Annotated in this window: 10 protein-coding genes and 1 pseudogene; 5 read left to right on the forward strand and 6 right to left on the reverse strand. The window is 62.8% G+C overall.

Translation table 11 applies throughout. The features are described 5' to 3' along the window. Positions 1-2: 2 nt before the first annotated feature. The 4 genes from HMPREF2656_RS04180 to HMPREF2656_RS04195 are packed head-to-tail and all read right to left on the reverse strand — an operon-like array spanning position 3 to position 4,284. Positions 3-878: a serine hydrolase gene (locus HMPREF2656_RS04180; RefSeq protein ID WP_083284827.1), complete on the reverse strand. Its 876-nt coding sequence runs from the start codon at positions 876-878 to the stop codon at positions 3-5. A gap of 22 nt (positions 879-900) precedes the next feature. Further along, entirely contained in the window at positions 901-2,457 is a 1,557-nt protein-coding gene (purH, locus tag HMPREF2656_RS04185; protein ID WP_070483697.1) for a bifunctional phosphoribosylaminoimidazolecarboxamide formyltransferase/IMP cyclohydrolase, read from the reverse strand. Beyond that, positions 2,454-3,035 carry a phosphoribosylglycinamide formyltransferase gene (gene purN, locus HMPREF2656_RS04190; protein ID WP_371325687.1) on the reverse strand — a complete coding sequence of 194 codons (582 nt, stop codon included), beginning with the start codon at positions 3,033-3,035 and terminating at the stop codon, positions 2,454-2,456. Before purN ends, purH begins: the two co-directional genes overlap by 4 nt. 10 nt (positions 3,036-3,045) lie before the next feature. Beyond that, positions 3,046-4,284 carry a cell division protein PerM gene (locus HMPREF2656_RS04195; RefSeq protein ID WP_070815947.1) on the reverse strand — a complete coding sequence of 413 codons (1,239 nt, stop codon included), beginning with the start codon at positions 4,282-4,284 and terminating at the stop codon, positions 3,046-3,048. 300 nt (positions 4,285-4,584) lie between these two features. On the opposite strand from HMPREF2656_RS04195, the gene HMPREF2656_RS04200 reads away from it, so the two are divergent. Beyond that, positions 4,585-5,310, forward strand: a complete 726-nt coding sequence (locus tag HMPREF2656_RS04200; protein WP_070815948.1) for a M23 family metallopeptidase — start codon at positions 4,585-4,587, stop codon at positions 5,308-5,310. Positions 5,311-5,599: 289 nt separating this feature from the next. Then, the gene (locus HMPREF2656_RS04205) at positions 5,600-6,298 is read left to right on the forward strand and encodes a M23 family metallopeptidase (RefSeq protein ID WP_224212937.1); all 699 of its coding nucleotides are present in this window, start codon (positions 5,600-5,602) and stop codon (positions 6,296-6,298) included. Here the strand turns inward: HMPREF2656_RS04205 and pcrA are convergent. After that, positions 6,295-8,607 (reverse strand): DNA helicase PcrA, encoded by a 2,313-nt coding sequence (gene pcrA / locus HMPREF2656_RS04210; protein WP_070815949.1) that lies wholly within the window; start codon positions 8,605-8,607, stop codon positions 6,295-6,297. The two genes, HMPREF2656_RS04205 and pcrA, sit on opposite strands and share 4 nt — an antisense overlap. A 68-nt stretch (positions 8,608-8,675) precedes the next feature. Between pcrA and HMPREF2656_RS04215 the strand changes: the two genes are divergently transcribed. After that, a complete protein-coding gene (locus HMPREF2656_RS04215) occupies positions 8,676-8,969 on the forward strand; it encodes a chorismate mutase (RefSeq protein ID WP_070483699.1) in 294 nt (97 codons plus the stop codon). 28 nt (positions 8,970-8,997) lie between these two features. On the opposite strand, the gene HMPREF2656_RS04220 is transcribed toward HMPREF2656_RS04215, so the two are convergent. After that, positions 8,998-9,333, reverse strand: a complete 336-nt coding sequence (locus tag HMPREF2656_RS04220; protein WP_070483701.1) for an antibiotic biosynthesis monooxygenase family protein — start codon at positions 9,331-9,333, stop codon at positions 8,998-9,000. A gap of 118 nt (positions 9,334-9,451) precedes the next feature. On the opposite strand from HMPREF2656_RS04220, the gene pgi reads away from it, so the two are divergent. Both pgi and HMPREF2656_RS13030 read left to right on the forward strand, forming a co-directional pair. Further along, a complete protein-coding gene (gene pgi, locus HMPREF2656_RS04225; protein WP_070815970.1) occupies positions 9,452-11,089 on the forward strand; it encodes a glucose-6-phosphate isomerase in 1,638 nt (545 codons plus the stop codon). Then, a pseudogene (locus tag HMPREF2656_RS13030) lies at positions 11,089-11,645 on the forward strand (glutamate--cysteine ligase); the annotation flags it as partial. The gene pgi and the pseudogene HMPREF2656_RS13030, both read left to right, overlap by 1 nt.

The following is an 11,645-nucleotide window of genomic DNA, read 5'->3' on the forward strand; positions in this document are numbered from 1 at the left end:
GTTTAGCAGCGGGCCGTCGGCAGATCGCCGCGCATTGCTGCGATGCCGTCCGCCAGCTCGTTGAGCATGGCGAAACTACCCTCGTGCCCCTTCGGGCTGTGCACGGTGATCGCCACTGCGATATCCCCGTTCGGCCCAGGGATGAGGCCAAACTGGCGGGCGAGGTGCCCGTTCTCGTAGTAGTTCCAGCCGCCCTTGAAGCGTGCACCAGGGATGCGCCCTACACCCCAGCGCTGATAATCGACGACGCGCCCCATCATGTCCAGCACCGGCTCATGCCCCTTCACGCAGCGCAGGCCCGATGCAAACGCCGCCTGGTCGCTGGTGGTCCACAGCGTGCCCATCTGGTATCCCGCGGAGTTGGTGGTCCGCGATCCTGCCTCGGCGATGATGCCGTCGAGTTCCGCGCCCGATACCTGGCCAAACATACGGTGCGCGGCAGGGTTATCGGAGCGGGTCACGGCGACCTCAGCATCCGGGTAGGCTGCCGGGCTCTTGCGCAGCGCACCAATAGCCACCGGGACCTTCATAGTGGAAAATGCCGGCTCCGGGCGGTTATCCCCTGCGGTAATGCCACCGACAGATGCTGTCGCGCGGCCACCATGTCGCGCAACAACGTCGCGCACAAGCTGATCAAGCTGCGCTTGAACCTCCGTGGCACTCTTGCCCGTCGGCTGTCTCTTCGCGGCGGCCGGTGCCGTCAGCGGCAACGGCAGGTGGATGGCTCGCTGCACTTGCGGCGGCAGTTGCTTGTAGGTCTGCACAATGGCCGGGCCTACAACCGGGATCTGATCAATCGCGGAGTAGGTGGGAATGGCCGGCAGGCCCGGAAGCGAAATACCTGCGGTGAGCGCAAGCGCGGCGAGCTTGGAGGACACGGAGGTACTCTCCTTCAGAGGGTTAGTGGGCGAAGTGGCGGGTTCCGGTGAGATACATGGTCACGCCGGCTTCCTTGGCTGCAGCGATGACTTCCTCGTCACGGATGGATCCGCCGGGCTGGACAACGGCCTTCACACCGGCGTCTGCAAGCAACTGGAATCCGTCGGCAAACGGGAAGAACGCGTCGGAGGCTGCCACGGCACCGTTGGTGCGGTTGCGGCCCTCGTCCAGTGTGTTCGCGCGGTCAACGGCCAGCTTGGCCGAATCGACGCGGTTGACCTGGCCCATGCCGATGCCCACCGATGCGCCGTCGTTGGCAATCAGGATGGCGTTGGACTTCACGCAACGCACCGAGCGCCACGCGAACTCAAGATCGGCGAGGGTCTGCTCGTCGGCAGCGTCGCCGGCAACCAGCTTCCAGTTGGCGGCTGCGTCGCCGTCGGCCTGGAACTGGTCGCGCTCCTGGACCAGCCAACCACCGGTGATCTGCTTGCGCTCCTCGGTGAGTTGCTCCGGGGTGACCTCCAGCAGGCGCAGGTTTTCCTTCGTGCGCAGCAGCTCGAGTGCTTCCGGCGCGAAAGACGGGGCGATGACCACCTCGGTGAAGATCGGGTGGATCTGCTCTGCAAGCTCAAGGGTGACCTCGCGGTTCGCGGCGATCACGCCGCCGTAAGCAGAGACAGGGTCGCAGGCGTGCGCCTTCTTGTGTGCATCCGCGATGGACTCGTCGGATACTGCGAGACCACACGGATTGGCGTGCTTGATAATCGCGACGCACGGACGGTTGTGATCCCAAGCCGCACGCCATGCGGCGTCAGCGTCCTGGTAGTTGTTGTAGCTCATTGCCTTGCCGCCGTGCTGCTTCGCAGCGGCAATGCCCCAGCCGTCGCTTTCCAGGCGGGCTGCCTGGTGCGGGTTCTCGCCGTAGCGCAGTTCCGTGGTCTGCGCACCAGACGCAGCCTGGGATGCAGCCTGGCTCTCGAGCTGGGAGGCGAGCCAGGAGGACACGGCGGCGTCGTAACGCGCAGTGTGCGTGAACGCCTCGAGGGCGAGCTCGCGGCGCTCGTCGAGCGTAAAGCCACCGTTCTTCACGGCCTCCACAACGTCGGCGTAGCGCTTCGGGGAGGTCACAACCGCGACAGACGGGTGGTTCTTGGCTGCCGCGCGCACCATCGACGGACCACCGATATCGATCTGCTCGACGCACTCGTCAAAGTTGGCACCTGAGGCGACGGTTTCCTCGAACGGGTACAGGTTGACCACGACGAGCGAGAACGGCTCGATGCCCAGCTCCTCAAGCTGCGCCTTGTGGTCGTCCTTACGCAGGTCTGCCAGGATGCCCGAGTGCACGCGCGGGTGCAGCGTCTTCACACGGCCGTCGAGCACCTCCGGGAAACCGGTGACCTCTGCGACCTCGGTCACCGGCACGCCTGCGTCTGCAATGCGCTTCGCGGTGGAACCAGTGGAGACGATTTCTACGCCGGCATCGCCCAACGCGCGAGCCAGATCCTCCAGCCCCGTCTTGTCGTAGACGCTGATCAGCGCGCGCTTGATTTCCCGCTTCGCGGCATTCGTCATGAGAAAAGGACCTTTCCGTTTACTACTTGGGCGTTATGGAGCAGTTCCACGATCTGCTCGCGCTCGACCTTCTTGATGCGCTCGTGCAGCGTGGAGGTGGTGTCGTCCGGCAGCACCTCAACGGCACGCTGGGCGATGATCTCGCCGCTATCCAGTCCGGAATCGACGTAGTGGACGGTGCAGCCGGTGACCTTCACACCGTATTCCAGAGCATCCCGGACAGCGTGTGCGCCCGGGAATGATGGCAGCAACGACGGGTGCGCGTTGATGGTTCGACCTTCATACTTCTCAAGGAAGGGCTTGCCCAGGATGCGCATGAAGCCTGCCGAAACGACAAGGTCTGGCTTCACGGACGCAAGCGTGGCGGCAAGTTTTTCGTTCCACGCGTTGCGGTTGGTTTCCATTGGCACCACTGCGGTGCGGATACCCGCGTTCTTCGCACGTTGGATCGCTGGGCAAATTTGATCCGCCACCACAATGTCGATGCGGTAGCGACCTTGCGCATTGTCGATCATGGACCGCAGCAACGTACCCGTTCCAGAGACGAGCACAGCAATTGATTTCACTGAATCACTCACGCGAAGCAGTCTAGCTGTCAGTGTTCGCAGGTGTGCGTTGCCTTAGCGCAGCTACCCCCAACACGGTTGCACCGGTGACGGCAACCCATACAAATAGCAGTAGCGCCAGCACCCAAGGGTCCACGCCGATGACCTCATAAGCGCCTGCTTGCCCTGAGGAGAAGACGCCTGCGGCCGCGCCGAATAGGGCGCACCACGTGGCAGTTGCTGCAATAGCAGTCAGAGACACTTGCTTTGCGACGAAGTAATGCACCAGCACCGCCGCCGGCACCACCAACAGCACCGGCGCCCACGCGGGCACCTCCGCCGGGATCGCACCAAACAGGGGCAGGGGTGGGTACGGGATCTGGACTGCGTCGAAGAGGTTTATCGAACCGGCACCGTAGGTAAAGGACCCGCCGAGCATGACCGACAGCGCCCCGATAGCCGCATTTGGCAGGTACGCCACACAGAGCACGAACAGGCCGATACCGCCGCCCCACCCGAGGGATGGGTACTGGCCGAGCAGTTCGCGAACCTCACCAAAACCTGCAACGAGGAACGCAAGGTAGATCACTGCGGCTGCACTCAGCAGGCGTACAACGATCTTGCCTGCAGCCTCACCTGCATCAACGGTTTCCGCGGGAACCCCCGCACGCTTCGCGAGCGCATGCCACACCACGTTGCGGATTCCGATGCAGTAACCAATGAGGTGCAAGATGACCGGGCAAAGCAGCGCGGCCACGGGGTGTGGTGCGGCCACCGGATAGACGGCCGACGCGTCAGCGACCATGAACAACGCGATGCCGCTGAACACCAGCGCAAAGCCGATGACAAGACCAAGCAGCACGAGGAGGTCCAGGATGCTCACTCGTCCCGCCGTAGCCGCACGGATGCGGCGCGCCACGAGTGCGACAACACCGATGGCTGGCAAAAGGGGTACGGCGGCGAGCTCGATGTCGTCGATACGCACTGGCACTCCATGGAAGACGAACCAGCTCTCCCCCACCGCGGCAGGCAGGTAGGTCAGGCGCCAACCTGCGATGAGGATGACGGCAAAGCACACCACAAGCAGCCCGAGCCCGACGACAGCATTCGGCACAGCGACATACGGCAGGTAGTGCTTGATCCGCTCTTCGGTCGTCTCCGGGACCTTTGCGGGGGCAGACCGCTTCTTAATACCGGTGATCTTGCGCTTGGACATGCTGGCGTTGCGCGCGCGGCGCCCGCTTGTCGACGACGCCGGGCGTGGTTTCGGTGTGGTGCTCATCCCCGCCAACTCTGCCACTCCTCACCCCCACTTCTGGGGAAGGACACCCGATCTTCCAATTTGCCCCACCCGTCCGGAGAGTCACACCATTCACATACGACTACACATGACGTGGATGCAACCGGGATGTAACACTGCGAAGACAGCGAACGATTAAGACAATTTTCAGATTCATCTTGCCCCGATGAAACCAATTCGTTACAGTAGCCACTCGTAGATAACAGGAAGGTTACAATTCCCCTGCCGGAAACAGCACTAGCAGGGGGAATTCGGGCCAACGGGAAATCTCAAAGAGGGCACATGTTCATTTCGAAGAAGCAGGGCGGCAAGCACCGTAAGCAGGCGCCGAACACGGGTCGCGCAGCTGTCGTCGCCGCCGCCACTGGCGCGGTTTCCACCGCCGGCTTCTCCGGCCTCGCCGCAGGCGCTCTCACCTCGGACAAGAGCCAGGACGCGGATTACTCCATCCAGCTCGCAGCCGATACCGACGAAATTGCCGGCACCCCAGACAGCGACGCCGCAACCCCGCAGATCCTGGCGATCGCGGAGTACAAGCCGGTTGAGAACCTTACCGACCAGCTCAACAAGGCAGTCCAGCACTCCGACGAGGTCGCTCGCCAAGACGAAGCAGCACGTGCCCCGCTGGTCGTCCGCCCGGCCGACGGCGCTTACACCTCCGGCTTCGGCATGCGCTGGGGTTCGATGCACTCCGGCATCGATATCGCCAACGTGGAAGGCACCCCGATCCGCGCAGTTGCCGATGGCACTGTGATCGACTCCGGCCCGGCCCAGGGCTACGGCCAGTGGATCCGCATCCGCCACGAGGACGGCTCCATTTCCGTCTACGGCCACATGCAGTCTCTGTACGTAGGCGTCGGCGAGCAGGTCCATGCCGGCCAGGACATCGCCGGCATGGGTTCGCTGGGCTTCTCCACCGGCTCGCACCTGCACTTTGAAATCTGGCCGGACGGCGCAACCGCTGTCGACCCGGAGCCTTGGTTGGCCGCACGCGGCATCCAGCTCTAGGCCACACACAGACTTCTGCCCCGCTTCGGCGGGGCTTTTTCATTGTTGGGTGTCCAACTTTTCGGAGCATGCGGGGGTACACCATCCACCCCCACAGGCAATTAACATCCGTAACAAATTTCACTTCAGTAACATCGCGCCTGCCTGCAGCGATACCACCTAGCTACGCCCAATTAGAACAAACGTGCAGGTCACGCCATTGCTTCGCGGGTGGACACACGTTAAATTGACCTGCTGTGCGCGTAGCCAAAGCTGCGCCGAACCAGACCTGCGTAGAGAAGGTAAAACTGTGAAAACCAGTCGTATGTTCCCCGGTGCCTCCGTGGCAGCCGCTGCAGCATTGGCGCTGACGCTTGTAGCGTCGCCAGCGCACGCACTGACCCTCACTGTCGGTGGCGCACCTATCGGCAACCAGGGCGACGCCTTGGGCGCCCTTGCAAAGGCTGCAGACGCCATCCTGGACAACGGTGCAACCGTGACCGCCGGCGGCTACAAGATCGTGTACGACCCGCGCGCCCTCGATGCGCCGCTGTCGGCCGCGTTCGCTCCTGCCGATGGCACGGACTGGGTCGCACCGCAGCGCGGCCGCACCGCAGATGGTCGCACCGTGGTCATGCCGGCGTCTGGCCGCTACACCTCCGGTTACGGTCCACGCTGGGGCACGTTCCACCGTGGCATCGACATTGCCAACACGGAAGGCACCCCGATCTACGCGGCAATGGACGGCACCGTCACCGCAGCAGGTCCGGCGCAGGGCTTTGGCAACTGGGTCGTGATCAAGCACGACGGTGGCGAAGAGACCGTCTACGGCCACATGCGTTACTACGACGTGCAGGTCGGCCAGCGCGTCAAGGCGGGCCAGAAGATCGCCTCCATCGGCAACGAGGGCTACTCCACGGGCCCGCACCTCCACTTCGAGGTCAAGCCGGACGGTGTGAACCACGCCGACCCCGAGGTCTGGCTGGCCCAGCAGGGTATCCGGATCTAAAGCTTTTCCATCGGCACCCCGCCGATGGTCATCAGCCTGACGGTGCCAGACGACCCGAAATCGATTGTCACCGTCTCCCTCACGCCGGAACCTTCCACGGTGAGGACCGTGCCCAACCCGTACTTCGCGTGGTTGACGCGGTCTCCGGCCACTAAGTTCAAATTCTTGTGCACCGTCTGTTTCGGTGCACGGCGCGCAGAGCGCATCTGCGTGCGTGGACGCGAGGGCGAGCCCCACGCATCCGCGTTGAAGGAGCGCTCCGGTTCCAACCTGCGCCAGTCGATGAGGTCCTCCGGGACCTCTGCGAGGAAGCGACTGGCCGGGTTGGTTACCGGAGAGCCCCACGATGAGCGCAGCATCGCACGCGTCAGATATAGCCGCTCGCGGGCGCGCGTAATCCCCACATACGCCAGGCGACGTTCCTCGGCGAGCTCCGCTGGATCCCCCAACGCACGCAGGTGTGGGAACTGTCCGTCCTCCCAGCCGGTAACAAACACCACCGGGAACTCCAGGCCCTTTGCAGTGTGCAACGTCATCAACGTGACCACGCCCTGCTCGTTGTCCGGCAACTGATCCGCATCAGCGACGAGCGAAACCTTCTCCAAAAACGCCTGCAGTGATCCCGGCGCGGGTTCGCCTTCCTGCATAACCTCGTCGATTTCTTCATCGGTCATGTACGCCATCTGGTTCGCAGCGTCCGAGGAGAACTCACGGGCGACAGAGACCAACTCGTTGAGGTTGTCCAGGCGCGCCCCGTCCTGCGGGTCGTTGGAGGCTTCAAGCTCTGCCTTGTAGCCGGTGGCGTCGAGCACCTGGGCGACCAGTTGCCCGAGGTCTGGCATGCCGGTGACCTCGTTGACCATGTTCGGCATGTCCTCGCTTAAGCCCCGCATCATGTCCACGAAGCGGGTAATGGAGTTCGTGGCGGCCTTGGCCAGCATGTCCACGTTGCCCTCGGTGGCGTCGATAAGCGAGCGCCCAAAGCTTTGATTGTTTTGCTCCGAGTGCAGCGCGACCATCGCTTGGGCCTTGTCGCCGATGCCGCGTTTTGGCACGTTCACAATGCGCCGCATGCTCACCGTGTCGTCCGGGTTCTCTAGCACCTTGAGGTAGGCGACGATGTCGCGGATCTCGCGGCGCTCGTAGAAGCGGGTCCCGCCGACCACCTTGTACGGAATACCCGAGCGGATGAAAATATCTTCCAACGCGCGCGAGGCGTTGTTCGTGCGATACATCACTGCGATATCCGAGTACGGCACGCCGCGGTCCGACAGAGCGTCGATTTCCGTAGCGACGAAGCGGGCCTCGTCGTGCTCGTTGTCCGCAACGTAGCCGACGATCTTCTCCCCCGTGCCGTGATCCGTCCACAGCTTCTTCGGGCGGCGGCCCTCGTTCTGCGCGATGACAGCGTTCGCGGCACTCAAGATGTTCTGCGTGGAGCGGTAGTTCTGCTCCAACATGATCGTCTCCGCATCGGGGTAGTCGCGCTCGAACTCCTCGATGTTGCGGATCGTCGCGCCACGGAAGGCGTAAATGGACTGGTCGGAATCGCCCACCACCGCCAGCTCGGGCGCGTCGGGGCCGTCGCCCACCAGGGTGTGGATGAGTTCGTATTGAGCGTGGTTGGTGTCCTGGTATTCGTCGACAAGCACATGCCTGAAGCGACGCCGGTAGTACTCCGTGACCTGCGGATGCGTCTTGAAGATGCGGACTACCTCGCCGATCAGATCGTCGAAATCGAGCGCGTTGGATTGACGCAGGCGGCGCTGATATTCCGCGAACACGTTCGCCACCGTGGTCTCGAACGGGTTGTGGGTGCGTTGCGCCTGTGCTTGCGCCTGGTCCGGATCCACCAACTCGTTTTTCAGATTCGAAATCGCGTTGGCCAGCACGCGCGGCGAGAACTTCTTCAGATCCAAGTTCATGTCTTTGCCGATCATGCCGAGCAGTCGACGTGAATCGTCCGAATCATAAATAGTGAAGTTGGTATTCAACCCCGGCACCAACTGCGCCTGCTGGCGCAAAATACGCACGCACACCGAGTGGAACGTGGCCACCCACATGCGTTCCGCCTCAGGTCCGACGAGTTGGCCGACGCGCTCCTTCATCTCCGCTGCGGCCTTATTAGTAAAGGTGATGGCAAGGATCTGCCACGGCGCCACCCCACGGTTTTGCAGCAAATAGGCAATGCGGCGGGTCAGCACCGCAGTTTTGCCGGAACCAGCGCCGGCGACGATAAGCAGCGGGCTACCTTCGTGCACGACGGCCGCCTGTTGCTGCGGGTTCAGGCCAAGGGTCACATCAGTCATGGCAGTCACTGTACTAACGCCGCCGACACGACCCTGACCGTGTGTTCGAACTGGCATAATCTACTGCCATGAGTGAGCTTGAAATCCGCATGCCATCTGGCACCGACGATCCCCTTTCGGACGCGGAGATCCAGGAATACCGCAAGGAAATCGACCGACTTGACCGCGTCATCCTCGACGCAGTGAAGCGCCGCAGCCAGATTTCCGCCGCGATTGGTAAGACACGCATGGGCTCGGGCGGCACGCGTCTTGTCCACACTCGCGAGGTGGCCATCATTAACCAGTTCCAGGACGAGTTGGGCGAGGAAGGCCCCGGCCTGGCACAGATCCTGCTGCGGCTCGGCCGGGGCAAGTTGGGTTAACGCACTTGGGGGCTAGCCCGCCGGACGGCTAGTCCTGCTCGGTGGAATCGAGCACGACCTCAAATTCCAGCAGTTCAGCAGACTGTGACACCGGCTTGCGCGGGGCCTCACCGTTATCGCCGCCCTTGTCGCTTTCAGCGTGCCCGGCGCGGCCTGCGCCTTCCCACCAGGCGTTGTAGGACTCCTCGTCGGCCCAGCGGGTGACCACGAAGTAGCGCTCCTCCCCCTTGACTGGGCGCAGAAGCTGGAAGCCTTCGAAGCCGGGCTGGGAGTCGATGGCGTGCTTGCGGGCAGCGAAGCGGCGCTCGAGTTCCTCGCCGGCGCCTTCGGGGACAGTAATCGCGTTGATCTTGACGATGCTCATGGGCGCCATTATCCAGATTTGCCGGGTGGTGGGGTGTTACCCGGAAGGCACGACAGGTTTTGACTACCGTAGTTTGCATTGAACGCTGGAGATGATCACCGCCGCCTGGGAGGCTGCAATGCACGACATTACGTCCGCACCGAGCTGGAAAAAGCTCGAAAAACTCCATGCTGAAACGTCTCGCACGACGCTGCGTGATCTGTTTCGGGCCGACGCGCAGCGCGCCGAGCGCTTCACTTTCGACGCCGCCGGTTTGCACGTGGATCTGTCGAAGAACCTGTTCAACGGGCGTGTCATGGAGGCGCTGATTGCACTTGCCGACGACGCCGACCTGACCGAACGCATCACTGCAATGTTTTCGGGCGAGCACCTCAACACCACCGAGGACCGGGCTGTGCTGCACACCGCGCTGCGCGCCCCGGCGGATCGGGCGCTGATCGTCGACGGCCAGGATGTCACCGCTGACGTGCACGATGTGCTGGAGCGCATGAGTGCGTTTGCGGAGTCGGTGCGCTCTGGCGATTGGCTCGGCCACACGGGCAAGCCGATTACCAAGGTGGTCAACATCGGCATCGGCGGCTCCGACCTGGGGCCAGCCATGGCTGCTCAGGCGTTGCGTACCTACGCGGATGCTGGGGTGAGCGCGGAGTTCGTCTCCAACGTGGATCCGGCCGATATGACCCGGGTGCTCGCTGACGCTGACCCGGAGCAGACGCTGTTTATCGTCGCCTCCAAAACGTTTACTACGCAGGAAACCCTGTCTAACGCGCATGCGGCGAAGCGCTGGCTGCTCGAGACTTTCGATGGCGACGACACCGCGATTGCAAAGCACTTCGTAGCCGTCTCTACCAATGTGGAGAAGGTCGCCGAGTTCGGCATTGACACGGACAACATGTTCGGCTTCTGGGACTGGGTTGGCGGGCGCTACTCGGTGGATTCCGCGATCGGCCTGTCGCTGATGGTGGTCATCGGCCCGGAGCGTTTCCGCGAGTTCCTCGCAGGGTTCCATGCGATGGATGAGCACTTCCGCACCACTGATTTCGAGCGCAACGTGCCTGTACTCATGGGGCTGCTCAACGTGTGGTACCGCAACTTCTACCAGGCCCAGACCCATGCGGTGTTGCCGTACGCGCAAGACCTCGCCCGCTTCCCTGCGTACCTGCAGCAGTTGACCATGGAGTCCAACGGCAAGCGCACGCGTATCGACGGCACCCCGGTCACCTATGACACCGGCGAAATCTTCTTCGGCGAGCCCGGCACCAACGGCCAACACGCCTTTTTCCAATTGATCCACCAGGGCACCACACTGATTCCGGCGGACTTCATCGGCTTTGCCAAACCACGCGCTGATCTGCCCACCGCCACCGGCGAAGGCTCCATGCACGACCTGCTCATGGGTAATTTCTTCGCGCAGACGAAGGTGCTGGCGTTTGGCAAAACCCAGCAGGAAATCGAAGCAGAAGGTGTCCCGCATGCACTTGCGCCGCACAAGGTTATGCCTGGCAACCGCCCCACCACCACGATCCTGGCGGAGGAACTCTCCCCGCACTCCCTCGGCGCGTTGATTGCGTTGTACGAGCACATCGTGTTCGTGGAGGCCGCCATCTGGGGCATCAACGCCTTCGACCAGTGGGGCGTGGAGTTGGGCAAGGCTCAGGCCAATGACCTCGCCGCTGCCGTTGCGGGCGAGGAAGAGCCCGCCTCCGGCGACCAATCCACCGACAACCTCATCACCTGGTTTAGGGAGCACCGCTAATGGGCGACGCCATCTCATCCGAGTCCTACACCCCGCGTCAGCGCACCACGTACCGCCGTCGGCTCGAAGATGAGCTGGAGCGCTTCGACCGGCACCTCCAGGGCGCCGAGTTCGTCGATCACGGCACGATCGGGCTGGAGCTGGAGCTCAATCTTGTCGACGACTCCATGCTCCCCCACCCCAACAACCAAGCCGTACTCGCGCTGCTTGATAGCGAGTACCAGGCCGAAATCGGCGCCTACAACGTGGAGATGAACCACCCACCCTTGGATATTCAAGGCCAGGGGCTAGCGGAGTTGGCTGGTGGCGTCGAGAAGCGACTTGCCCGCGTGCGCGAGGCAGCAAAGCGGGCCGGGTCGCACCTGGCAATGATCGGCACCCTGCCCACGATGACCTCGCAGTTTCTCGATAGCGACGAGTGGATGACGCCAGAGAATCGCTACGCCGGACTGAACAACTCGATCCTGGAATCGCGCGGTGAACTGGTCAAAATCGACCTGCGGGGCGAGGAGAAATACACCCACTACTTTGAGACCATCGCCCCCGAATCCACCTG

This window comes from Corynebacterium sp. HMSC034B08, assembly GCF_001835805.1.
GTDB lineage: Bacteria > Actinomycetota > Actinomycetes > Mycobacteriales > Mycobacteriaceae > Corynebacterium > Corynebacterium coyleae.